The organism is Arthrobacter cupressi, from assembly GCF_900099975.1.
GTDB lineage: Bacteria > Actinomycetota > Actinomycetes > Actinomycetales > Micrococcaceae > Arthrobacter > Arthrobacter cupressi.
This window is the reverse complement of the sequence record NZ_FNEI01000009.1, coordinates 151,866-175,588: the sequence shown is the minus strand read 5'-3', so window position 1 is coordinate 175,588 and position 23,723 is coordinate 151,866. Positions and strand designations below refer to the sequence as shown.

At 67.4% G+C, this 23,723-nt stretch carries 15 protein-coding genes, 1 tRNA gene and 1 pseudogene; 7 read left to right on the top strand and 10 right to left on the bottom strand.

The window, feature by feature from the left end:
* The 3 genes from BLP88_RS12175 to BLP88_RS12165 all read left to right on the top strand — a co-directional run.
* Window positions 1-1,407 (top strand): urocanate hydratase (locus tag BLP88_RS12175; RefSeq protein ID WP_074589546.1); only part of this gene is annotated, 1,407 nt, incomplete at its 5' end.
* Between the two features lie 5 nt (window positions 1,408-1,412).
* Window positions 1,413-3,005 (top strand): histidine ammonia-lyase, encoded by a 1,593-nt coding sequence (hutH, locus tag BLP88_RS12170; protein ID WP_074589519.1) that lies wholly within the window; start codon window positions 1,413-1,415, stop codon window positions 3,003-3,005.
* 190 nt (window positions 3,006-3,195) lie between these two features.
* Complete coding sequence (locus tag BLP88_RS12165; RefSeq protein WP_074589517.1) at window positions 3,196-3,444, top strand: hypothetical protein; 249 nt, start codon at window positions 3,196-3,198, stop codon at window positions 3,442-3,444.
* Window positions 3,445-3,596: 152 nt separating this feature from the next.
* Here the strand turns inward: BLP88_RS12165 and BLP88_RS12160 are convergent, their stop codons facing one another.
* The 4 genes from BLP88_RS12160 to BLP88_RS12145 all read right to left on the bottom strand — a co-directional run bounded on the left by BLP88_RS12160 (window position 3,597) and on the right by BLP88_RS12145 (window position 8,628).
* The gene (locus BLP88_RS12160; protein WP_084111146.1) at window positions 3,597-5,393 is read right to left on the bottom strand and encodes a glycoside hydrolase family 3 protein; all 1,797 of its coding nucleotides are present in this window, start codon (window positions 5,391-5,393) and stop codon (window positions 3,597-3,599) included.
* Window positions 5,394-5,493: 100 nt separating this feature from the next.
* On the bottom strand, window positions 5,494-6,390 hold the full coding sequence (locus BLP88_RS12155; RefSeq protein ID WP_074589516.1) for a carbohydrate ABC transporter permease: 897 nt from the start codon (window positions 6,388-6,390) through the stop codon (window positions 5,494-5,496).
* A gap of 7 nt (window positions 6,391-6,397) precedes the next feature.
* On the bottom strand, window positions 6,398-7,345 hold the full coding sequence (locus BLP88_RS12150; protein ID WP_074589514.1) for a carbohydrate ABC transporter permease: 948 nt from the start codon (window positions 7,343-7,345) through the stop codon (window positions 6,398-6,400).
* A 2-nt stretch (window positions 7,346-7,347) separates the two neighbouring features.
* Window positions 7,348-8,628: a sugar ABC transporter substrate-binding protein gene (locus tag BLP88_RS12145; protein WP_074589512.1), complete on the bottom strand. Its 1,281-nt coding sequence runs from the start codon at window positions 8,626-8,628 to the stop codon at window positions 7,348-7,350.
* A gap of 262 nt (window positions 8,629-8,890) precedes the next feature.
* Between BLP88_RS12145 and BLP88_RS12140 the strand changes: the two genes are divergently transcribed.
* Window positions 8,891-9,997 carry a LacI family DNA-binding transcriptional regulator gene (locus BLP88_RS12140; protein ID WP_074589510.1) on the top strand — a complete coding sequence of 369 codons (1,107 nt, stop codon included), beginning with the start codon at window positions 8,891-8,893 and terminating at the stop codon, window positions 9,995-9,997.
* Window positions 9,998-10,104: 107 nt separating this feature from the next.
* Here the strand turns inward: BLP88_RS12140 and BLP88_RS12135 are convergent, their stop codons facing one another.
* The 5 genes and pseudogenes from BLP88_RS12135 to BLP88_RS12115 all read right to left on the bottom strand — a co-directional run bounded on the left by BLP88_RS12135 (window position 10,105) and on the right by BLP88_RS12115 (window position 18,205).
* Window positions 10,105-10,314, bottom strand: coding sequence for a hypothetical protein (locus tag BLP88_RS12135; RefSeq protein WP_175453544.1), 210 nt, complete (start codon window positions 10,312-10,314; stop codon window positions 10,105-10,107).
* A gap of 118 nt (window positions 10,315-10,432) precedes the next feature.
* Entirely contained in the window at window positions 10,433-15,370 is a 4,938-nt protein-coding gene (locus tag BLP88_RS12130) for an NAD-glutamate dehydrogenase (protein WP_074589507.1), read from the bottom strand.
* 112 nt (window positions 15,371-15,482) lie between these two features.
* Window positions 15,483-15,553: transfer RNA gene (locus BLP88_RS12125), tRNA-Cys, on the bottom strand.
* Window positions 15,554-15,684: 131 nt separating this feature from the next.
* Window positions 15,685-16,659: a formimidoylglutamase gene (hutG, locus tag BLP88_RS12120; protein WP_074589505.1), complete on the bottom strand. Its 975-nt coding sequence runs from the start codon at window positions 16,657-16,659 to the stop codon at window positions 15,685-15,687.
* Window positions 16,660-16,745: 86 nt separating this feature from the next.
* Window positions 16,746-18,205 (bottom strand): annotated as a pseudogene (locus BLP88_RS12115) (NCS2 family permease).
* Between the two features lie 115 nt (window positions 18,206-18,320).
* Here BLP88_RS12115 and BLP88_RS12110 point away from each other — a divergent pair.
* Complete coding sequence (locus BLP88_RS12110) at window positions 18,321-18,953, top strand: copper resistance CopC family protein (protein WP_074589503.1); 633 nt, start codon at window positions 18,321-18,323, stop codon at window positions 18,951-18,953.
* Window positions 18,954-18,968: 15 nt separating this feature from the next.
* Here the strand turns inward: BLP88_RS12110 and BLP88_RS12105 are convergent, their stop codons facing one another.
* Window positions 18,969-19,604 carry an NAD(P)/FAD-dependent oxidoreductase gene (locus BLP88_RS12105; RefSeq protein WP_074589543.1) on the bottom strand — a complete coding sequence of 212 codons (636 nt, stop codon included), beginning with the start codon at window positions 19,602-19,604 and terminating at the stop codon, window positions 18,969-18,971.
* Between the two features lie 329 nt (window positions 19,605-19,933).
* Between BLP88_RS12105 and BLP88_RS12100 the strand changes: the two genes are divergently transcribed.
* Window positions 19,934-20,962, top strand: coding sequence for a universal stress protein (locus tag BLP88_RS12100; RefSeq protein ID WP_074589502.1), 1,029 nt, complete (start codon window positions 19,934-19,936; stop codon window positions 20,960-20,962).
* A 43-nt stretch (window positions 20,963-21,005) separates the two neighbouring features.
* Window positions 21,006-23,717, top strand: a complete 2,712-nt coding sequence (locus BLP88_RS12095; RefSeq protein WP_074589500.1) for a PEP/pyruvate-binding domain-containing protein — start codon at window positions 21,006-21,008, stop codon at window positions 23,715-23,717.
* Window positions 23,718-23,723 lie beyond the last annotated feature (6 nt).

Here is a 23,723-nt window from a genome sequence, read left to right as displayed (position 1 = left end):
AACCTCGTGGGTGACTGGGCGACGTGGCCGGAGTTCCGGCGCCTGGAGGCCGAGGGCCTGATGATGTACGGGCAGATGACTGCCGGGTCCTGGATTTACATCGGTACCCAGGGCATCCTGCAGGGCACGTATGAGACCTTCGCCGCCGTGGGCAACAAGCTCAAGGCTGAGGGCCGCCACCCGGCACCGGCCGCGGAGGGTTCCACCGAAGGGCCCTTGGCGGGGACCCTGACCCTGACCGGTGGTTGCGGCGGCATGGGCGGGGCCCAGCCTTTGGCCGTGACGCTGAATGACGGGGCGTGCCTGATCGTGGACGTGGACGAGTCCCGTTTGCGTCGCCGCGTGGGCAAGCGCTACCTGGACGAGGTCGAGACCGACCTGGATGCCGCGATCGCCAAGGTGAACAAGGCCAAGGAAGAGCGCCGCGGCTGGTCCGTGGGTTATGTGGGCAACGCCGCGGAGGTCTTCCCGGAACTGCTGCGCCGTCACCAGGCCGGGGAACTGACCATCGACGTCGTCACCGACCAGACCAGTGCGCATGATCCGCTGTCCTACCTGCCCGAGGGCATCACGGTGGCCGAATGGCACGCCGAGGCCGAGGCCGATCCGGAAGGGTTCACCAAGAAGGCCCAGGCGTCCATGGCCCGCCACGTACAGGCCATGGTCGAGTTCCAGGACGCCGGCGCCGAGGTGTTCGACTACGGCAACTCGATCCGGGATGAGGCGCGCAAGGGCGGCTACGGCCGGGCCTTCGAGTTCCCCGGTTTCGTCCCGGCGTACATCCGTCCGCTGTTCTGCGAGGGCCTGGGCCCGTTCCGCTGGGTGGCGCTGTCCGGGGACCCGGAAGACATCCGCGTCACCGACGAGGCCATCAAGGAGCTCTTCCCGGAGAACAAGCACCTGCACAAGTGGATCGACGCCGCCCAGGACCGGGTGGAGTACGAGGGCCTGCCGGCCCGGATCTGCTGGCTGGGCTACGGCGAACGCCACCAGGCCGGCCTGCTCTTCAACAAGCTGGTGGCTGAGGGCAAGGTCAAGGCCCCGATCGTGATCGGCCGTGACCACCTGGACTCCGGTTCCGTGGCCTCCCCGTACCGGGAGACCGAGGCCATGAAGGACGGCTCGGACGCGATCGCGGACTGGCCGCTGCTGAACGCCCTGACCGCCGCGTCCTCGGGCGCGACCTGGGTGTCCATCCACCACGGCGGCGGCGTCGGGATCGGCCGTTCCATCCACACCGGGCAGGTTTCCGTGGCCGACGGCACCGAACTCGCGGCCCAGAAGCTCGAACGGCTCCTGACCAACGACCCCGGCATGGGCGTCATCCGCCACGTCGACGCCGGCTACGACCGCGCCGTCGAGGTCGCCGCAGAACGCGGCGTCCGCATCCCCATGAACGAGAAGTAGGAATCATGACTCTCACCACCCATGAAGCGCTGACCGTCACCCTCGGCTCCAGCGGCATCACCGCCGAGGACGTCCTCGCCGTCGCACGCCATGACGCGAAGGTCACCATCTCCCAGGAAGCCCTGGACACCGTGGCCAAGGTCCGCGCCCACATCGACGGCCTCGCCCACAGCGAGACCCCGGCCTACGGCGTGTCCACCGGTTTCGGTGCCCTCGCCAACCGCCACATCCCGAACGAACTGCGCACCCAGCTGCAGAAGTCGCTGATCCGCAGCCACGCCGCCGGCATGGGCCCGGCCGTGGAACGCGAAGTCATCCGCGGCATCATGTTCCTGCGTGCCAAGACCCTGGCTTCGGGCCGCACCGGCGTCCGCCCGGTGGTCCTGGTGACCTTCGTCAAGCTGCTCAACGCCGGCATCACCCCGGTGGTCAAGGAGTTCGGTTCGCTCGGCTGCTCCGGCGACCTCGCCCCGCTCTCGCACTGCGCCCTGGTGCTCATGGGTGAAGGCGAAGCCACCGGCCCCGACGGCGAGCTCTACGGCGTCGAAGGCCGCCCCGCCGTCGCCGAACTGCTCGCCCAGCACGGCATCGAGCCGGTTGTCCTGGCCGAGAAGGAAGGCCTGGCGCTGGTCAACGGCACCGAGGGCATGCTCGGCATGCTGCTCATGGCCATCGCCGACCTCCGCAACCTGATGACGACGGCGGACATCACCGCCGCGCTCAGCGTCGAGGCGCTGCTCGGCACGGACCAGGTGTTCCTGCCCGAGCTGCACGCTGCCCTGCGCCCGCACCCGGGCCAGGCCGCCAGCGCGGACAACATGCTGAAGGTGCTGTCCAACTCGCCGATCGTGGCCTCGCACCGTGAAGGCGACTCCCGGGTCCAGGACGCCTACTCGCTGCGCTGCGCCCCGCAGGTTGCCGGTGCCGTCCGCGACACCGTGACCCACGCCGAGCTCGTGGCCACCCGCGAACTGGCCGCCGCGATCGACAACCCGGTGGTCCTCCCGGACGGCCGCGTGTCCTCCAACGGCAACTTCCACGGCGCCCCCGTGGCCTACGTGCTGGACTTCCTGGCGATCGCCGTGGCGGACCTGTCCTCCATCGCCGAGCGCCGCACGGACCGCATGCTGGACCCGGCCCGCTCGCACGGACTGCCGGCCTTCCTGGCCGACGATCCGGGCGTGGACTCCGGCCTCATGATCGCCCAGTACACCCAGGCCGGGCTCGTCTCGGACAACAAGCGGCTGGCCGTTCCGGCATCGGTGGACTCCATCCCGAGTTCCGCCATGCAGGAAGACCACGTCTCCATGGGCTGGCACGCCGCCCGCAAGCTGCGCAAGGCCGTGGAGAACCTCCGCCGCGTCCTGGCCGTGGAACTGGTCACCAGCGCCCGTGCCATCGACATCCGCACCAAGCTGTCCGACGGCGAGCTGACCCCCGGCCCCGCCGGTGCGGCTGTGCTCGAGGTGCTGCGCGCCGTCGTCGACGGTCCCGGAACGGACCGTTTCCTCTCCCCGGAGCTGGAAGCGGCCGACCGCCTGGTGGGCTCGGGCGCGGTGCGCGAAGCCGCCGAATCCGCCGTCGGAATCCTCGCCTGATCCCGAAGAAAGTACGGTCCAGGTAAACATTGGAAGGCGCCCCGGAAATGTTAGGCAACAGCCGCGTCCGGGGCGCCTTTCGTGTAGTAGAACTTATGGGGTACGGCATGTCCGCGCCGATGATGTCGCGGGCGTGTCGGATGAGACACATAACCGAAGATACGAACATCCACAAAGGGGTAGAAGTTCAATGAAGTCACGCGGATCCGTCCTGTCCAGGCGAGTCGCACATGCCGTCACCGTTGCCGACTGGGCAAGCCTGACTGCAGGGGAGCGGATCGAGGTCGTCAAGCACGCGCAGGTCATCGCGGCGGGGGAAGTCCAGGAGGTCTCCGGCAGCGGAAACGTCGTCTGGCTTGAGCCTGCCGGACCCGGTGCGGACGCGGCCGCCAAGCAGCTTTTCATGAAGTCCGACGGCGTGGAGCTGCGCCGGGCATAGCCTGCCTCAGAAGCGCCTGGGGCGCAACGCGCCACGGGCATAGACTGGGCTCGAAAGACTGAGGCTCCAAGAAAACCGGGGTCCGTTCTCGAACGGGCCCCGGTTTTTTGCTGTCCGCCGCGCGCTGCCCTGAGCCCGCCGTGGACAGGAGATCAGGCGGCGTCGGCGCCCCGGAGCAGGGACAGCCCGTGCCCGTTGGCGAAGAGCGGTGACGGAGTGTCGGATGCCACGTCGGGCCGCGAAGCGCGGACCTCGTCCATGGAGGAAGGCAACTCGAAGGGCAGGCGCCCGCACGGCAGGATCCGCCCCGTGAGGGCGTCCAAGAGCGCAGCGTCGGAAACGCCGAAAGTGCCTACCAGCGCGCCGGCGAATTGGGCTAGCGGGGTGAGGATCGCGGGGCGGTCCAGACGGACGTCAATGATCAATGGAACTTTCTTGGATAGGGCAGCCAGCCGCGAAATGAGCCCGGGCGGGAAGTCCAGGGAGCCGGCATGGAAGCCCTCTTCCAGGAATAGATCCTGCCGATGCTCCCACGGCGCGTGGAGGCGGATGATGGCGACATCGGCGTCCTCGGGCGCGTCCACAGGGAGTCCAGTGCTTCCCAAGGCTGCCGGGTCCAGGCCTTCGACGTAGATACGCGGCTTGTCGGAGAGCGGCAGCAGGCGGCTTCCGTCCGCCTTGCCGTCAGTCAGCACCGTAACCGAACGCGCTTGGGCGCGGTGCCCTTCAGCCCGGAAGTGATCGTTGCCAACGAGGACGGCTGCCTCGTCCTCCGATACGTAGGGGTTGTCGAAGAGGCCCAACTGGAACTTCACCAGCAGCAGCCTGCGTGCGGATTCGTCGATGCGGGCTTCGCTGACGATGCCGTCACGGACCAGGCCAAGGAGCAAGTCGGTGCACTCTTCCCCGCCGAACTGGTCCACTCCGGCGTTCAGGATTTTCTGCATGCGTTCCGCAGCAGTCAGGTTCTCGACCCCCCAAGCACGGGCGGGTAGCACTTTGTCTCCCACGACGTTGTCATTGACAAGTTCCCAGTCGCTGAGGACCACGCCGCCGTAGCCGAGCTTTTCCCGCAGGAGCCCGGTAATGATTTGCCGGTTGTAGCCGAAGCCGACCTCTTCGACAGCTTCACCGTCGAGTTCGAGGCCGACAGGCATTCCGTAGTAGGGCATGATCGCGCTGGTGTGGTTGGCGATGGCGGTCCGGAAGGGTTCAAGGTGCTCCTCGAAGCGCCCCCCGGGATAGACCTGCTCACGGCCGTAGGGGAAGTGCGGGTCTTCGCCGTCGCGCTGCGGGCCGCCCCCGGGAAAGTGCTTGGTGGTGCAGGCAACGGAGCCCGGGCCAAGGGAATCGCCTTGGAATCCCTTGAGGTATTCGACGGCGAACCGCGAGGTTTGCGCTTTATCCTGGCCGAAGGTGCCGGCTTGGCGGCCCCAGCGCGGTTCGGTGGCAAGGTCCACCGTCGGGTGCAGCGCGGCACGGATGCCGACGGCGGTGTATTCCTGCCGTGCGATGTCGGCGAAACGCCGGATCAGCTCTGCACTGCCGATGGCGGCGAGACCGATGGGTTCGGGCCACTGGGAGAAATGGCCCGCATTGAAGGAGACGCCGGTGTTTTCAATGAAGGCGTGCCTCGGGTCCGTGGAGATGGTGACCGGTATGCCGTGCGGGTTCGACTCGGCGAGTTTCTGGATCGCGTTGTTCCAGCGGGCCGCCTGCCGTGGGGTCCCAAGGGCATGCACGTTGAAGTGATTCATGAACTTGTGCGCGACGACAGCAGACGTTCCGGACTTGCTGATATTTCCGGGGCGCTCCAATAAGGTCCCGTCCGGTCCAGTCTCAATGACTGTGTGAAACAGCAAACCCACCTTCTCTTCGAGGCTGAGCCGGGGGAGGAGGTCAGCCGTCCGTTCCGCCGGGCTGAGTGATGGATCCTCAAAGGGATCCATCACCCCGTTGCGGTTCAAATCCCGGTAATGGGTGCCGTTGGGCGCGACGGAAGTCTGCAGGTGGTTCACGTGGTACCTCTCAGGTGTTCGGGGGAAAGCGTTACTTGATGCCGGTGGCGGCGACGCTTTGGATGAAGAAACGCTGCAGTGCTACGAAAAGGGCAACGATCGGTGTGATGACCAAGACCGATCCGGCCAGCAGCAGGCCGTAGTTGGTGGCATTCTGCCCGGTAGAGAAGAGAGACAACGCCACCGGCAGGGTGTACATATCCTCGCTCTGGGCCGCCACCAGCGGCCAGAGGAAGTTGTTCCACGAGCCCAGGAAAGTCAGGATCCCCAGCGTGGCCAACGGCGGGCCGCAAAGGGGCATCACCACACGGGTGAAAATCCGGAACTCACCGGCTCCGTCGATCCGTGCCGCCTCAATGATCGAATCCGGGATGCCCAGCATGAACTGGCGCATCAGGAAGACGCCCACGGGCGAGGCCAGGAACGGAAGGAACAGCGCCGGGTAGGTGCTGACCAGCCCCAGTTTGCTGACCATGACAAAGAGGGGAACGAACGTGACTACCCCGGGCACCATCAGGGTCACCATCACCAGCAAGAAAAGGAACCGCTTCCCCGGAAAGCTCATCTTCGCCAGTGCGTAGCCGATCATCGAGCAGAAGAGCAGGTTGCCCAGGACCGTGACGACGGCAACGATGAGGCTGTTGGCGAAGAACTTGTCGATGTGCAGCTCAGTGAACCAGGAAATGTAGTTGGCAAGAGTGCCCTCCTGTGGCCACCACGTGACCGGCCGGCGGAGGAGCTCACCCTGGGTTTTGAAGGATCCCAGCAGCATCCAGGCGAATGGCAGTAGGGTGGCGGCCACGGCGAGCAGCAGCAAGACATACACGAGGGCGCGGGCGCCTTGGCCGCGTGGGCGGGGTCGGCGTGCAGGCCGATCGGATTCGCTCCGCAAGGGTCCGGGCGTGAGGGTTTCTGTTGGAATTGTCATGGCAGTGCTAGTCCTTCGACCGGAGGGCACGGAACTGGACGAGGCTCAGCAGCGCGATGGCGACGAAGAGCACATAGCTGGCGGCAGATGCCAGGCCGTACTTGCCGAACCCGAACTGGTTGTAGGTGAAGTAGCTGATGGATAGGGTCGAATCGAGCGGCCCGCCCTTGGTCATCACGAACGGCTCTTCGAAGAACTGCAGGTAGCCGACGGAGAGTAGCACGGCGCCCAGCAGCAGGGTGGGGCGCAGGGTGGGTAGCGTAATCCTGGTGAACCGCTGCCAGGCATTGGCACCGTCCACTTCGGCGGCTTCGAGCATTTCCGTCGACACGTTTTGCAGCCCGGCTAGGAAAATGATCATCAGCGTGCCCATGTTCCGCCACACGGCCATCAGGATCATGGACGGCATGGCCCACGTGGTGCTGTTGAGCCAGTCAGGGCCGTGGATTCCCACAGCGCCCAGGATGGTGTTCAGCAGGCCGTCCGGCTGCAGGATGAACCGCCACACGACAGCCACGGCAACAATGCTGGTGACCACTGGGGTGTAGAACCCAACGCGGAAAGCAGTCCGGAAGCGTTTGATTCCACTATTCAGCGCCACAGCGAGGGCCAGCGCCACGGCCATGGTCAGTGGTATGCCAACGGCGACGAAGTAGGCGGTGTTGAGCATCGAATGGACGAACTGCGCGTTGGCGAGCAATGTCGCGTACTGCTCGATGCCGACGAAACTGACCGCGGCCGGGTTCTGGACGTCACGGCTGGTGAAGTCAGTGAAGGACATCGCGAAGGACGAAACCAGCGGAACCAGCATGAAGACGGCGAAGATCGCCACGAAAGGGACCGCGAACATCCACGCGACGAGTGCCTGCTTGCGGCGGCGCAAGGAGGGTCCGGCCGCACCCCGGGGCGACCGGGATGCGGGCGGCAACGGGGTGCGGCTGGACGTCGTGCTCATGTTCAGCGGCCCGTCCCGATTGTGTCGGCCGTGGACTGCAGTTCCTTTAGGGCCGAAGCCGGGTCTTTTCCGGCCTTCACGATTTGCTCCAGTTGGGTGTCGGCGGCGGCAGACACCTGCGTCCATGTCGTCAAGGACGGCGGGGAGTTGACGTCCTTGAGCTGGTCGCCGAAGACGGCAAGCTTGGAGTCGCCGGAGAGCGACGGGTCTTTCCAAGCCGACTGGGAAGCGGGCAGGTCCCCGGTCGCCTTGTACCACTTGACCTGGATTTCCGGCTGGGTAAGCCATTGGATGAACTTCCAGGCCGCGTCCCGGTTCTGGGATTTCTTGAACACGACCAGGTTGGAGCCGCCGGCAAAGGACGTTGCCGACTTCTGCTTCGGGACCAAGGCCACCTTGTACTTGTCGGCGAATCCCGCGCCGCCGGCCTTTTCGAGCTCACCGATCCCCGACGGACCGCCGATCCACATGGGAACGGATCCATTCACGAAGGCGGACTCGGCAGCACCTGCACCGGTGGCAGGGTTCTTGTCGGCAATGCCTTCGGTGAAGAAACTGTTGTAGTAGTTCAGGGCTTCAGCGAGTTCCGGCGTGTCCAGCGTCCATTTGGTGCTGTCCTTGTTTACCAATTGAGCCCCGCCCGACCAGACAAACGGCAGAATGCGCTGGAAGGAGTCTGCTCCGCCCGCGGGGAGCGCGACTCCATACTTGGCGCCGGCCTTGCTCTGGAGGTCCTTGGCCAGGGATTTGAAGCCATCCCAGTCCGTGGGGAAGGTCTCATGGCCGGCCCGTGCCGCAAGATCGCTGCGGTAAAAGACCACGTTTGCGTCCACGTACCATGGGACGCCGTACTTGGTCCCGCCCACGTCGGTCGACTTCACCGAACCGGGGAAGATGTCGTCCGTATCGACTGCGCTGGGCGTGGCTTCAAAGGCATCGCTGAAGTCACTCATCCAGGTGGTGCCCATCTGGGCGATATCGGGGGTGGTCCCCCCTGCAATGGCGGTCTGGTATTTATTGTGGGCCGCATCCCAGGGAATGGCCGTGACGTTGACCTTCACGCCGGGATTGGCGGCCTCGAATTCCTTTGCCAAGGCGGGCAGCGCGGTGCCCTCGGCACCCTGCGCCCACACCGTGACTGTTCCGGTCGCCGGGCCCGAGGCAATTGGGGAAGCTGATTCGGTGGATCCGGAACCGGATCCGTTGTCGCGTCCGCAGGCAGTCAGGAGCAGCGCTGCGGAAAGGCCGATGGCGGCTGCTTTTGTGGCGCTGGGATGGAGCATTCTTGGCGCCGACAGGGCAGCTCGTTTCTTAAACATCATTGTTCCTCTCAAAGGAAGGGGGAGGGGGAGGGGAGAGCATAGGGACTGCTGTTCGACGTCGACGATCGGCCCGTGCCACCGAGTGTACGCGCATACATTTTGCTGTGGCAAGGGTCACGTCCCCTTTTATTTCAACGATGTATGCGCGTACAGTGTGTGTTAGCCTCGGCGATTGGCCGAGCAACGGATCTCGTGGTCGAACGCCCTCGGGGAAGGGGATTCTGTGTCTGCCAGCACCACGCCAACGGTTTATGACGTCGCGGAGGCCGCGGGAGTTTCCACGGCCTCCGTGTCCAGGTTCTTCCGCTCCCCGGACAAGGTCCGGCCTGCCACGCAGGAGGCGATCCGCAAGGCAGTGGAGACGCTCGGCTACATCCCGAGCGGTCTTGCGCGAGGGCTGGCCGAGCGCCACAGCGGCGTCGTCGGCATGTACTCGTTCAGCGGCCATGAGCCTGACGAACTGGCCATGCCGGAGAGGCTTGACGAGAACGAGGTCCCTCTAGTCCGCGAATCCTCGACCAGTCCAAGGCTCTACCCGCTCTTCGCCGACGAGGTGCTCCGGGGCGTGGAACTCGAATGCACCGTGCGCGGCCTCCCGCTCGCCGTGGGCTGGCAGAAGCTGGACTCCGGCGGCGTGGCCCTGGACGAGATCGCCCGCCGGGTGGATGGCCTTGTGGTGCTCCCCCACGTGATGTCCGAGTCAGCGCTCGTCCACCTGGCCCGGACCAAGCCGATCGTCCTAGTGGCCCAGTTCCCGGAAGACCCCATGGTGATGTCTTCCGTGACGGTCAACAACAATGCCGGGATGCGCAGGCTCGTCGAGCACTTGATCGAGGACCACGGGTACAGGAGTTTCTGGTTCGCAGGGCCCGTCGATGACTACGACCGCTACGCGCGCCACACAGGGTTCCTTCACGCTCTTGAGGCAGCCGGTCTCGCCGCCCCGGACGGCATTGTTCTGGATGGCACGACCGGCAGGTCAGACGCACGCGAAGCCGTCGCAGCGCTGCTCGCCGACAAGGCCGGCCGGCCGCGCCTGCCCGAGGCGATTGTGTGTGCGAACGATCAGACTGCCTTGGGCGTCCTCGAGGGCCTCACCGGGGCCGGGGTCAGGGTTCCGGAAGAAGTTGCAGTCACCGGGTTCGACGGGATCGATGCAGGTCGGTTTATGCAGCCGGGTCTCACCACTGTGCGCCAACCCATGGACCTGCTGGGCCGGGTGGCCGTCGAGCTCCTGAGCAAACGGATGGCCGAGGTCCCGTCGGCGTGCGAGCACAGGGTCCTTCCTGTCCAGGTGCTGCTCCGGGAAAGCTGCGGATGCGCGCCGTAGACGCCGGGCACGTGGAGGAGGAGGCTCCCGTTATACAAGAAACGGCCCCCTGAGCTTGAACGGAAGCTCGGAGGGCCGTTTCCTGTGTTGACTGTGCCTGACGGGTGTCAGGCTGCGATCGCTTCGCGGGTCTGGCCGAAGGGCACGGACTCGTCGAAGGCAACCGTGTAGCTTCCCGGTTCGTTCCGGGTCACCAGGATGCCGCAGTTTACGTCAGCAGCTGCGCTTTCGATCAGGGCATCCACGGCGCGGTCGAGTCCGTCATGGATCTCGTCGGCGCGTTCAAAAGACAAGCGAATTTCGCGGTCTTCAGTCATTACAGCGGTCATATTGGGGGTCCTCCTGTTACTTGCCGCTTGCGAAGGCGACTGATCAATCATAATGGCCGACCGCGAAAATTTGTAAGATGACTGTCAGCGCGGATATCCCGGGGGCTCAGCGCCGCACCATCGCCCGGAGCAGTTTCACGGCCACCGAGAGGGCGGCAATGTCCACGGGACCGGGCTTGATGGCTTCCTGGATGGTTTCCTGGATCCGGGCAAGCTGCTCGATGTTTCCGCGTTCCCAGTCGACGATCCGCTCCACCGGATCGGCCGACGCACCTGCCGAACGCGAAGTATGCCGGACAACCTCCTTGGTCATATCCGCCAGGACGAGATACATGTCATCCCGCAGCGCGGCCCGGGCCAGCGTTTCCCAGTGCGTGACTCGCGGAAGCATGGTGATGTGCTCCAGCAGCGGGATCGCGGAGATGCGTTCGAATACGGCGAAGTAGACTTCGGCCACCGCCTCCGCCGGTTCCTGCAACTCCTCTGCGATAGCGGTGATGTCCAGCAGGCCGTAGTTGACCAACAGCTCCGAGGCCCGGATCCCCAGCTTGTGCGGCACACCGACGGAGTCTGTGTGGGCAAGCCGTTTCAGGGAATGGGCCAGGTTGTTGCCGTGCAGCAGGCCCGTGAAGTTGGCCTGCATCGAGGACATCGGCCCTTCCAACCGGGCCAGCGCGTCGGCCACTGGCTTGTCGCGGAAGTCGTGGGTGACGTACCAGCGGACGGAGCGGTCGAGCAGGCGCCGCATGTCCAGGGAGATCGCGGCACGGTGCTGGCCGGCAATGCTGGCGGACAGCCGGGCGATGTCCTCCGTGATCGCATCGAAGTTCCAGATCTGCCGCATGACCACGAAACCGCGGGCAACGGCAGTGGCCGACACCGTGGTCTCTTCCATGGCCCGGAAAGCGAAGGCGATGCCGCCCATGTTGATCATGTCGTTCGCCACGACGGTGGCCACGATCTGGCGGCGCAGCGGGTGCGTCGAAAGGTGTTCACCGAACCGTTCGGTGATTTGGCGCGGGAAATAGTCCTGCAGGGTCTGCGAGAACCACGGATCATCGGACAGGCCGCCTTCGGTCAGTTCGCGGGCGAGCTCGATCTTGGCGTAGGCCGCCAGCACTGCGAGCTCCGGCGTCGTCAGTCCCTTGCCCGTCTGCACTCGGGCCCGGAGGTCCTCGTTGCGGGGGAGGCATTCAAGGTCCCGGTCCAGGTCCGTGACCGCTTCCAGCCAGTCCATGGTCCGCTCGAAGCTCGGGCTCCATTCCACGGCCAGCTGCTTGTCATTGAGCAGCAGCGTGTTCTGGTCGTTGTTGGTCTTCAGGACCAGGCGCCCCACCTCGTCCTGCAGCGAATGCAGGAACCCCGTCCTTTCCTCCACGGACATCCTGCCGGCGGCGATCATCCGGTCCAGGAAGATCTTGATGTTGACCTCATGGTCCGAGCAGTCCACACCGGCCGAGTTGTCGATCGCATCCGAGTTCACCAGGATGCCGGCCAGCGCAGCCTCCACCCGGCCCCGCTGAGTGATTCCGAGGTTCCCGCCTTCGGCGATGATGTGGCAACGCAGTTGGGCGGCGTTGATCCGGATGGCGTCATTGGATTTATCCCCGACGTCGGAATGGGCCTCCGTGGACGCCTTGACGTACGTGCCGATTCCGCCGTTGTAGAGCAGGTCCACGGGGGCCATTAGGACCGCACGCAGAAGATCCGGCGGGCTCATCGCCGTCGTGCCTTCTTCCAGTCCCAGGGCGAGCCGGGCCTCCTCGCTGAGCGGGATCGATTTCTCGGCGCGTGAGTACACGCCTCCGCCGGCGCTGATCTTTCCGGGCTTGTAGTCGGCCCAGGAGGAGCGGGGGAGCTTGAAGAGCCGCTCGCGTTCGGCATAGGAAACCGCCGGGTCGGGCGTTGGGTCAAGGAAGATGTGCCGGTGGTCGAAGGCCGCCACGAGTTTGATGTGTTTGGACAGGAGCATGCCGTTGCCGAAGACGTCGCCGCTCATGTCGCCGATGCCCACCACCGTGAAGTCCTCGGTTTCGGAATCGATCATCAGTTCCTTGAAATGGTGCCGCACCGACTCCCAGGCGCCGCGGGCGGTGATGCCCATCAGCTTGTGGTCATAGCCCACCGAGCCGCCCGACGCGAAGGCGTCGCCGAGCCAGAAGCCGTACTCGGCGGCCAGGGCGTTGGCGAGGTCCGAGAACGCGGCCGTCCCCTTGTCCGCGGCCACCACCAGGTAGTAGTCGTCGCCGTCGTGCCGCACCACGCGGGGCGGCGGCACCACACGGCCCTCACCGCCGCCGTCGGGATCCGGCACCAGGTTGTCCGTGATGTCCAGCAGGCCGCGGACAAACGTCCTGTAGCTTTCCTGGCCTTCCGCCAGCCAGGCCGCACGGTCCTCGGTGGGATCGGGCAGGCCCTTGGGGAAGAAGCCGCCTTTGGCGCCGGTGGGGACGATCACGGCATTCTTGACGGTCTGGGCCTTCACCAGGCCCAGGATCTCGGTGCGGAAGTCCTCGCGCCGGTCCGACCAGCGCAGGCCGCCACGGGCGATCGGGCCGAAGCGCAGGTGGACGCCTTCGACCCGCGGGGAGTACACCCAGATTTCGAACTTCGGCCGGGGCGGCGGCGCAGCGGGGATGCCGGAGGGATTGAGCTTGAAGCTCATGTACGGCTTGCCGAGGTAGAAGTTGGTGCGCAGGGTGGCTTCCACGAGGCTCGCCAGGGAGCGCAGCAGGCGGTCGGCGTCCAGGCCCGGGACGGCGTCGATTGCCTTGTTCAGTTTCCTGCGGGCGGCGTGGACGGCCTGGGTGCGGTGGCTGTATTCGCTGCGGACCCCTTCGAACACGTCCCCGTCCAGGCCCTCCCCATCGGCCGGGCCCGGATCGAGGACCTCCGGCTCAAAGAGGTCAGGTGCAAAGCGGTCCGGATCGAACTTCGCCTCGAACAGGTCAAGCAAGGCGTGGGTCGCCTTGGTGTTTTCCCGGAGCGTGTCCGCGATGAAGCCGTAGGAGTTGGTGCTGCCGAGTTGCCGGAGGTACTTGGCATAGGCGCGCAGGATGGCGGTCCGCCGCCAACCGAGCCCTTCACGCAGGACCAGTTGGTCGAAGGCGTCGGACTCCGCGTCGCCGCGCATCGCGGCGGAGAAGGAACCCGCCAGCAGTTCGCCGGTGGCCAGCGGGTCCACCCCGCGGGGGTACTTGAGGCCGAGGTCGTACAGGAAGAACTGCCGGCCGTCGGCGCGCAGCACGGTGAAGGGCCGTTGGTCCAGCACTTTCAGGCCGAGGTTGTGGAAGAACGGCAGGATCTGGGTGAGGCTTTGCGGCCGGGTCATGTAGAGCCGGATACGGGCATCCTCGGACAGCACCGCCGTCCCCGGGCGCCGGTATACGGTCAGCAGCGGGTCCGCTGTGTCGTCGTCCCCCGGGGCGAAGCTTTCGAACTTCGCGATGTCCTCCACCGCGTCCTCAACCTCATAGTCGGCCTTGTAGCTGGCCGGGAAGGCCGCGGCCCAGAGCCGCGAGAGCCGCGTGGCTTCGTCCGCGGGGAGCCGCGCCTGCAGGGCCTCGTCCAGGCCCTGTGCCCAGGATCGCGTGGCGGCGATGATGCGCTGCTCCAGTGCCGCGGAATCGATGACGGCGGGCTGGGCGGGATCGGAGGTTTCGGTGGGCGTTCCGGCGCCGGCCAGGGCCTCGGCGTGCGGCAGCAGGATCCGGAAGAAGACCCGCGCCATGGCGGATTCGCCCAGCCGGAGTTCGAATTCGATCGCGTCGGACCCGAACGCCTCACGCAGTTCCCGCTCGATGTTCAGCCGGACTGCGGTGCTGTAGCGGCGGCGCGGGAGGAAGACCAGGGCGGTCATGAAACGGCCGTACGAGTCAGGCCGGAGGAACAGCCGGGTGCTGTGCCGTTCCTGCAGGCGCAGGATGTCGCGGGCGTGCGCCGCCAGCTGCGCGGCGTCGATATGGAAGAGTTCGTCCCGCGGATAGGCCTCGATGACGGACAGCAATTCCTTGGCCGAATGCGAGGCTGCCGGGAAGCCGAAGCCGCGCAGCACCTCCTCCACCGTGTCCTTGATGACGGGGATCTCCAGGGCGGAACGCGCCGTCGAACTCGGCGCGAAGAGTCCCACGAAGGTGCGCTCGCCGGAGCCCGCGCCCCCGGGATCCGTGCCGCCGGCCAGGCTGATTTCGTCAAGGTAGGCACGGCGCAGGACGGTGGAGCGGAGCGTGGACTTCGTGAGGGTGAGGACCGGGGCGGGACCGGCGGTGTCGATCCTTGTCTGTGCGGCGGGAGCACTTGTCACGACGGCGGGAGCCGTGTCCCGCAGCAGTCCCAGCCCGCGCCGCCCGCGGTAGCCCAGGAAGATGAAGTTCCCGTCGTTCAGCCAGAGCAGCAGCTTCCGGGCTTCCTCGCCTCCGGGCACACCATCCAGCCGGCGGATTTCCGCCGCCAGTTCCTCGTGGATGGCCGCCGTGTCTTCCGCGGCGGCGCGGACATCGTGGATGACGGCGTGCAGCCGCTCCGTGAGCCGGTCGGCGCTCTCCTGGTCCGCGAGCCGGGGGATTTCGATGGCCAGCCACGCTTCGGTGAGGGAACCGCCGTCGTCCGCGCCGCCGTCGTCCACGTCCTGGGTGGTGACCGGACCAACCGGCGCCGTTCCAGCGGAAGGGTCGACGGCGGCCGGCAGCCCCAGGCGGTGCGGCCCCCGGTGGATGCCGGTCAGGCGGTGGGAGGCGGGGTCGCGTTCGACGGTGAAGGTGGGGTGGACCAGCAACCGGATGGCGGCGGTGTCGCGCGCGATCTCGGCGGTGGCGGAGGGGAGGAGGTAGGGCAGGTCTTCGGTGACGATGGCTACCAGGCTGGCGTCGGTCTCACTCAGGACGCCGATGAGGGTCTGTCCGGGCTCGCGCCGTTCGGCCAGGGAACGGTGGTAGCGGGCCCGTTCCAGCAGGGTTTCGGGGGTGTAGCTGCGCACATCGTCGTCGGCCACGTGTTCGTAGTAGTCGGTCAGGAAGCCGTCCGCGGGCTCGATCCTGGGTGACATGTCGCTACGCCTCCGCCGCGCAAGGGAGCGGCCGTGCTGGGGCGGTCGGCGAAGTCCCTGCGCCTCATCTCATGATCGCTGGCGCGGGGCCGGCGGTAAAGATCCGGCAAAGACGTGGTGGCGGGATTCGAACCCGCGTGCGCTGCTTTGCAGGCAGCTCCCTGGCCTCTTGGGTACACCACGTGCAACGAGGTTAGGCAGGCAGGGAGCGCCGGGCCAAGCTTCTTTGCGCAGGCTTTCGCCGGGCGACGCTGGGTTACTTCGGGTGTCCCGGTGTTGCCGCGGCTTGCGCCGCGAGACGCTCTAAAAGCGTCCTAGCCGAGCAGCGTGTTCACCAGCCGGGCGGCCACCTTCGCGGTGCGGGAGTCGACGTCGAACTCCGGATTCAGTTCGGCGACATCCAGGTGCAGCAGCTTCCCGCTGGCCGCCACCTGGCGGCAGATGGCGTTGATCACCGGAAGGCTGACGCCGTAGGCGGCCGGCGCGCTGACGCCCGGTGCCGTCGCGGCAGGCAGCACATCCAGGTCGATCGTCAGGTACAGCACGTCGATGTCCGCCAGGAAGGACGCCACGAACCGCTCAACGGCCTCGGCGGAGCAATCCTCGTCCAGCAGGTATTTCACGCCCAGGCGGTGCGCCGTGTCGAAGAGCGTGCGGGTGTTGTTCGCCTCGGAAATCCCGACGACGGCGTAGTGCAGTTCGCGGCCGGCGGCGGCCTCGGCGCGGGCCATCTGCAGGAACGGCGTGCCGGAGCTCGGCACCGCGGCGTCGCGCAGGTCGAAATGGGCGTCCAGGTTCAGTACGCCCAGGCGCTTGCCCGATGCGACCGCGGAGGAGCCGGCCACGCCCAGGTAGCTGGCGAACGCGGTCTCGTGACCGCCGCCGAGCACCACGGTGAGGTTGCCGGCGTCGAGCAGTTCGGACACCGCCGTACCGGCGCGCTGCTGGCCGTCCTCCAGGGCCGAACCCTCCACCACCACGTCGCCGGCGTCGAAGACGCTCCGGTCCAGGTGGTAGGCGAGCGGTCCGAGCGCGCCGCGGATTGCGGCGGGAGCGGCGACGGCACCCGGGCGCCCCTTGTTCCGGCGCACGCCTTCGTCGCTGCAGAAGCCCACGACGACGGCGGGGCGGGTGCGGGAGGACGGCTCGCCGTCGGCTGCGGGTGCCGTGAGGTGGGGTGCGTAGGGGGAGACGGCCTGCCACCAGCGGCGGTGCTCCGCGCCGTCGCCGTCGAATCGTCCCGTCCACGGCACGGGGCGGACGTCGACGGGGAGGGTGCTCGTTTCCATGGTTAAAGCACACCGCAGGCCATGCCCGAAAAACAGCGCGGCCTGCGGTGCGGTGTCCGGAATCCCGGAACGTCGCGTGTGGAGGGCTACTTGATGCCCAGGATTTCCTCCACCTGGCCGATGCCGAAGAACAGCAGGAACGCCGCGGCCACGGCCCACATCAGCGGGTGCACTTCGCGGGCGCGGCCCTGGAAGGTGCGGATCAGCACGTAGGAGATGAAGCCGGCGCCCAGGCCGTTGGCGATCGAGTAGGTGAACGGCATCAGGGCGATGGTGAGGAAGGCAGGGATACCCACACCCCAGTCCTGCCAGTGGATCTTGCCCACCTGGGACACCATCATGAAGCCCACCACCACCAGGGCCGGGGCCACCGCCTCGAACGGCACAAGGTTGATGAGCCGGGTGAAGAACATGGCCACCAGGAAGAGCAGGCCGGTGACGATCGAGGCCAGCCCGGTGCGGGCGCCTTCGCCGATGCCCGCGCCGGATTCCACGAAGATCTGGTTGGAGGAGACGGAGGTTCCGCCGCCCACGATCGCGCCGAGGGCGTCCACCTGGAGAACCCGGTCCACGTTGGGGATGTTGCCCTTCTTGTCCACGGTGCCGGCCTCGTTGGCCAGGCCCACCATGGTGCCCATGGCGTCGAAGAAGATGCTCAGGAGGATCACGAAGGCCAGGAGGACCGCGGCGATGACGCCGAGGTGTTCGAAGGCGCCGATCGGGTTCGCCTTGCCGATCAGGGACAGGTCGGGGCGCCCCATTCGGAGAACTTCGGTGCCACCAGGGACCAGCCGCGCGGGTTGACGTTCTTGCCGTCGAAGCTCGGGCCGATGTGCAGGGTGAATTCCAGGATGGCGGCCAGCGCGGTGGAGGCGACGATGCCGATCAGGATGGCGCCCCGGACCTTGCGGACCACCAGGGCGATGGTCAGGATGAGGCCGACGACGAACACCAGGGTGGGCCAGCCCAGCAGTTTGCCGTCCACGCCCAGGCCCAGCGGAACCGTGGTGCCGGCGGCGTCCGGGATGCGGCGCACGAAGCCGGCGTTGACCAGCCCGATCAGGGCGATGAAGAGGCCGATGCCCACCACGATCGCCGTCTTCAGGCTTTCGGGAACGGCCTTGAACACGGCGGTGCGGAAGCCCGTGAGGACCAGGATCAGCATGGTGAGGCCGGAGAGCACCACCAGGCCCATCATGTCCGGCCACGTCAGCCCCGGATGCGAGGCCACGGTGACGGCCACGAACGCGTTGACGCCCAGGCCCGTCGCCACTGCGAAGGGGTGCTTGGCCCAGGCGCCCATGAGGATGGTCAGGATGCCGGCCACGAAAGCGGTGGTGGCGGCGACGGCGGTAAAGCCCAGGCTGTTGCCGCTGGAGTCCGTCCCGGAGAGGATCAGCGGGTTCAGGACCACGATGTAGCTCATGGCGAAGAAGGTGGCGAAGCCGCCGCGGATCTCCCGCGAATAGTTGGACCCGCGCTCCGAAATCTTGAAATAGCGGTCGATGGCTGAACCCTGTTTGAGCTGTGAACCCTGATTGAGCATGGAGATCTCCGGGACGTGGTGGGGGTGTGCTCTCAAATCCTAAGCCCGGGCGGCGAGGAGCCACAGGAAATTCGCCTAGTCTGTAATGAAGCCAACACCAGGGAGTTATCTGTCCATGCGCCCCGTCCGCCAGCTCTTTGCCGCCGCCGTTGCCGGCCTTTTCTTCGCCGCCACGGTGGTCTTCGGAGCCGCTCCGGCCTCCGCCCACGATGAAGCGGAGTCCAGCTCGCCGGCCGGAGGGTCCACGGTCGCGGCCGTGCCTGACAAGGTCTCGGTCACCTTCAACAACCAGCCGCTGGGGCTCGGTGCGTCCATCGCCGTCAACGATGCCTCCGGGCAGAATTGGGCCGACGGTTCCGTGGAGATCGTGGACACGGTGGTTTCGCAGAAGCTGCGCCCCGGCGCCCCGGCCGGCAAGTACACGGTGGTGTGGCGCGTGGTCAGCTCGGACTCCCACCCGATCGAAGGCAATTTCGCCTTTACGGCTCAGGCAGGAAGCACGACGCCGGGCGGCGGCACTGCGTCTGCCTCGCCGTCGTCGGCTGCTTCGGCAGGGACGGTTCCGTCCGCAGGAACCGCCGCCCCGGGCTCGTCCGCCACGCCCGAGAAGGCGCCGGACGCCTCGCAGCCGTTCCCGTGGAGCATTGTCGGGTTCGCCGCCGTCGCCCTCGCGCTGTTGGTCTTCCTGGGCGTCACCGCCCGCCGCAAGCTGGCCGGCGGCAGCGATGAAGAGATCCGCGGAGAGTAAGCGCTTGGGTGCGCGCTAAGCCAGCGCCTGCACCGCGGGGAAGCTGCCGGTGAGGGCCTGGTGCACATTGTCCGGGTGCACCTTCGCCGAGATGGCCTGCCCCACCACCTTGGCCTGGCGCAGCACTTCCTTCGGTGAGGGGCTGACGAGTTCGCCGACCCCCACCAGGTACATGCCCATGGCGCGCAGCACCGCCGTGAGATTGTGGCCGATCGCGATTCCCAGCTCCCCGAGCATCCGGCGCAGCTGGCTTTGCCCGCAGCGCGTCAGCACGATGTTGTCCGCGAGCAGCACGCCGTGCTCCGTGTGGATCGCCCACACCATTTCCGCGACCGGGAGCTTGTGGGCCAGGCGGTCAAGGCGGACGGCCGGCGTCGTGGTCCGGACGTCGAGGTGGTGGCTTGCGGCGTAATTGCGCAGGTGGCGCAGGATTTCGTTGCGTTCCTGCAGGGACGCGGCGTCCGGGCGGTCGCAGCGGCCCAGCGCGCCGGTCCGGGGGGAGGATCCGGGAAGTCCGAGGGCCCGCCCGTTGAGGCCGCTGACCACGATCGCGTCCACTCCGCGGCGGCTGAGCTCACTCGCGACGGCGAGGCCGGGCATGCCGGCTCCGATAACCACAGTGGTGGTTCGCTCCGCATCCGGGGCAAGCATGAACTGCACGCTTGGTTCCTCCTCGACTAGTGCCCGCCCGCAGGCGATCAGGGGGTGGCGTCCGGTTTCCCCAAGCGGCCGCACAAAGGAAAACGGAGTGTGCCGTAGGACACATTTCCGTTTGCCGTGCATCGAACACTACATAATTTTCCGGCCGGTGGGTAGCCGGTCCAGGGGGCGCCGGCAGTGTGCTTGATTCGTCCCTGGGAACCGAGAATAGTGGGCATTGGAGGCCCCGACCCGCGGCCTGCCGGGGGAGGCATGCCAGGGGAGCGGCCTCTGGCAGAATTACGGCAACAAGAAGCCAGCAGTGCGAGGAGGCGGGCCCCATGGACCAGCACGGAAAACACCGCGAGAGCGAGCAGGAACCCACCATTGCCCCGGGCGGCATCGTGGTGGGTGTGGACGGCAGCGAGCACGGCCAGTGTGCCTTGGTTTGGGCGGCGCGGGAAGCCGAACGCAGGAACCTCCCGCTTCACGTTGTGACCGCCTACTCGGTGCCGATCTTCGCGGCGTCCGGCCTGGACGGCGGCTACGCCACGGTGGACGACTCGGTGATCCGGGAAGGCGCCGAGGAAATCGTGCGCCAGGCCCTGTCCAAGGTTTCCGCCTATCCGATCGAGGTGGACGGCTCGGTAGAGAACGGCGATGCCTCAGGCGTCCTGCTGGAACTGTCCGCGTCCGCCGAGCTCCTGGTCTTCGGCACCCGCGGCCGCGGCGGCTTCGTCGGCCGCCTCCTCGGTTCCGTCAGCAGCGCCCTGCCGGCCCACTCCAAGTGCCCCACCGTGACCGTGCCGCTCTACTGCGGGGACCGCCTCGGCGAACCCACCGAAGACAAGCACGTCAAGGCCGAGCGGGCCAAGTCCGGGCCGCGCGCCATCGAAAACGTCGTGGCGGTGGGGGTTGACGGTTCCGAACAGGCCCGCGTGGCCGTTCTCGACGCCGCCGAAGCCGCCGAGCGGATGGGCGCCAAGCTGCGGGTCATCTGCGCCGTTCCGGAGTACAGCGGATCCCTCGCCTGGGTCCCGGCCCCACTGGACCGGGAGGCCCTTTTCAAGGACATCCGCGTGCAACTGGACGCCGGCCTGGCCTGGATCCGAAGCCACTTCCCGCGCCTGACCATCGAGACGCAGCTGCTGGACGGTTCCCCCGTGGACGTGATGGTGGAGGCAAGCAGGAACGTGGAACTCGTGGTCCTGGGCACCCGCGGCCGCGGCGGCTTCACCGGAATGCTCCTGGGCTCCACCTCGGACGGCGTGCTGCACCACGCCAAGGGACCCGTCATGGTGGTCCCGGACCGTGAAGACCCGCGCCTGGCCGACCGCGCGGACTTCGGCCCCATGCTCGGCGCCGCGTAACCGGCTCAAAGAGGATCATCCGGAAGAGTCCAAGGCGGGCACCATGGCTGAAGCGAAGGCGTCGTCGGGGTTCATCATCGGCCTGGACGGCATCCGGGCCACCATGCTCGACGAGGTGGGCGGCAAGGCGGCCAACCTCGGAGAGATGGCCGCGGCGGGACTGCCGGTCCCGGCCGGTTTCTGCCTTACCACAGCGGCGTACCGCCACGCGCTGCAGGGCGGCCCGGAAAGCGGACTGGGGGCCGTCCTGACCGAACTGGAAACGGTGCCGCCGGACGACCTCGAAAGGCTGGCGGACCTCGCCGGGCGCGCCCGCACCGCAGTGCTCGACGCCGGAATGCCGGACGCCGTCGAAGCCTCCCTGCGGGATGCCTACCTCAGCCTGGGACCGGACACGGCGGTCGCGGTCAGGTCCTCCGCCACCGCCGAAGACCTGCCGTTCGCCAGCTTCGCGGGCCAGCAGGACACCTACCTGAACGTTGTCGGCGCGGACGCGGTGCTGGACGCCGTCAGGAACTGCTGGGCCTCGCTCTGGACCGACAGGGCGGTCAGCTACCGCGCCAGCAACGGAATCGACCACGCCGCGGTGAGCCTCGCCGTCGTCGTCCAGGTCATGGTGGAAGCCGCGACAGCGGGTGTGCTGTTTACCGCCAACCCCGTTACGGGCCGGCGCCGCGAGGCCGTCATCGACGCCAGCCCGGGACTGGGCGAAGCCGTGGTCTCCGGTGCCGTCAACCCGGACCACTTCGTAGTGGATTCGGTGACGGGAAGCATCACCGAGCGTCGCATCGGGGACCGCAGGGTCGTGATCCGGTCCCTGCCGGGCGGCGGAACGGAACGGGTGGAAAGCGCGGCAGGGGACGGCAAAGCCTGCCTCGACGACGCCGCGGTCCGGACGCTTGCGGCCCTTGGCCGCCGGGTGGAGGCACACTATGGCGCCCCGCAGGACACGGAATGGGCGATCGACGCTGACGGCACGGTGTGGCTGACCCAGGCCCGCCCCATCACCACGCTGTACCCGCAGGTCACCAGGCCGCCGTCGACGCCCGGTCCCCACGCCTACCTGTGCTTCAGCCTCGCCCAGGGACTCACCCGGCCGCTCACCCCGATGGGCATCGCCGGGATCCGGCTCATCGCCTCGTCGGTGGCGCGGACCGCGGGCTTCGACGTGCCGGATCCGCGGAAAGGGCCCTCGCCCTTCTATGAGGCCGGCCAGCGCATCTACTTCGACCTGAGCGCCGTGCTCCGCAGCGCCACCGGCCGGGCGATCGTGCCCAAGGTCTTCGACGTCATGGAGGCCCGCTCGGCGGCGGTCATGCGGAGCCTGTTCGAGGATCCGCGCTTCGCCGTCACCAGCAGGACCCCGTTCCGGCTGATCCGGCACGTCGGTCCCGTGCTCGCCAAATACCGGGTTCCGGAGACGGTGCTCCGTGCCGTTTTCCGGCCGGACGCCGCGCTGGAGCGGGTCCGCCGCTTCGGGCAGACGCTGCAGTCCAGCCTCACCGTCCCGGCGGACGCCACGCCCAGGGAACGGCTAGAACACGCCGAACGCATCCTGGGCCGAGAACTCTTCGCCATCCTGCCCAACACCCTGCCGCCCGCCATCGCCGGCTTTGCCATGCTCGGGCTGGTCCGCCGGATCCTCGGCAGGGACGTGCCCTGGGACGAACTGCAGCTGGTCATCCGCGGCCTGCCCAACAACGTGACCACCGAAATGGACCTCGCCTTGTGGCGCCTGGCGGAAACCCTCAAGGCCGACGCCCCCTCCGCGCAGGCATTTGCGTCCGCCAGCCCGCAGGAGCTGGCAGCGCGGTACCGCGACGGCGGACTGCCCGCCGTCGCGCAGTCGGGCCTGGCTTCGTTCCTGGCCCGGTACGGCCACCGGGCCGTCGCCGAAATCGACCTGGGCATGCCGCGCTGGGCAGACGAACCCACCCACATCGTCGGGGTCCTGGCGAACTATCTGCGGCTTGAGGACCCGGACCTCGCCCCGGACAGGCAGTTCGCCAAGGCCTCCCGTGAAGCGGAAGCCCAGATTGCCACCCTTGTGGCGCGGGCACGGGCAAGGAGCCCGCTCCACGCCGGGATCGTCAAGGCGGCACTGGCCCGCACTAGGACGTTCGCGGGCATGCGCGAACTGCCCAAATACCGCCTGGTGGAGGGGCTCGCTGCCGCCCGCGCCCAGGTGGCGCTGGTGGGCGAAGAGCTCGCGGCCAAGGGCAGGATCGCTGCGGCAGAGGACGTGTTCTTCCTCGATTTCACGGAGGCGCACCAGGCCCTCGACGGCGCCGGGCTGCACGCGCTCGTGGCGGAGCGGCGCGAGGCCTACGAACTTGAACTCAGGCGACGCCACGTGCCCCGCGTGCTGCTGTCCGACGGCACCGAACCCGAAGCCGTGGCAGCCCGCCATGCATCTGTTGACGGAGCAGCTGCCGGCGGGACCTTGGCCGGAAGCCCGGCCTCGGCCGGGACTGTCACCGCCGTGGCCCGCGTGATCCTGTACCCGGTGGGCGCCCGGCTGGAGCCCGGGGAGATCCTCGTGGCGCCGTCCACGGACCCTGGCTGGACCCCGCTCTTCCTGACCGCCGGCGGGCTGGTCATGGAAATGGGCGGAGCCAATTCGCACGGGGCTGTCGTTGCGCGCGAGTACGGGATTCCCGCCGTCGTCGGTGTTCCGGACGCGACCAACCGGATCCGCAGCGGGCAGCGGATCACGGTGGACGGCGCGGCCGGAACGGTGACACCCGAGGGCTGACAGGCG

Bases quoted from the DNA above. Each gene is read 5' to 3' on its own strand.
- hutH (WP_074589519.1), top strand. From the start codon at position 1,413: ATGACTCTCACCACCCATGAAGCGCTGACCGTCACCCTCGGCTCCAGC.
- BLP88_RS12165 (WP_074589517.1), top strand. From the start codon at position 3,196: ATGAAGTCACGCGGATCCGTCCTGTCCAGGCGAGTCGCACATGCCGTC.
- BLP88_RS12160 (WP_084111146.1), bottom strand. From the start codon at position 5,393: ATGGATCCCTTTGAGGATCCATCACTCAGCCCGGCGGAACGGACGGCT.
- BLP88_RS12155 (WP_074589516.1), bottom strand. From the start codon at position 6,390: ATGACAATTCCAACAGAAACCCTCACGCCCGGACCCTTGCGGAGCGAA.
- BLP88_RS12150 (WP_074589514.1), bottom strand. From the start codon at position 7,345: ATGAGCACGACGTCCAGCCGCACCCCGTTGCCGCCCGCATCCCGGTCG.
- BLP88_RS12145 (WP_074589512.1), bottom strand. From the start codon at position 8,628: ATGCTCCATCCCAGCGCCACAAAAGCAGCCGCCATCGGCCTTTCCGCA.
- BLP88_RS12135 (WP_175453544.1), bottom strand. From the start codon at position 10,314: ATGACTGAAGACCGCGAAATTCGCTTGTCTTTTGAACGCGCCGACGAG.
- BLP88_RS12130 (WP_074589507.1), bottom strand. From the start codon at position 15,370: ATGTCACCCAGGATCGAGCCCGCGGACGGCTTCCTGACCGACTACTAC.
- hutG (WP_074589505.1), bottom strand. From the start codon at position 16,659: ATGGAAACGAGCACCCTCCCCGTCGACGTCCGCCCCGTGCCGTGGACG.
- BLP88_RS12110 (WP_074589503.1), top strand. From the start codon at position 18,321: ATGCGCCCCGTCCGCCAGCTCTTTGCCGCCGCCGTTGCCGGCCTTTTC.
- BLP88_RS12105 (WP_074589543.1), bottom strand. From the start codon at position 19,604: ATGCTTGCCCCGGATGCGGAGCGAACCACCACTGTGGTTATCGGAGCC.
- BLP88_RS12100 (WP_074589502.1), top strand. From the start codon at position 19,934: ATGGACCAGCACGGAAAACACCGCGAGAGCGAGCAGGAACCCACCATT.
- BLP88_RS12095 (WP_074589500.1), top strand. From the start codon at position 21,006: ATGGCTGAAGCGAAGGCGTCGTCGGGGTTCATCATCGGCCTGGACGGC.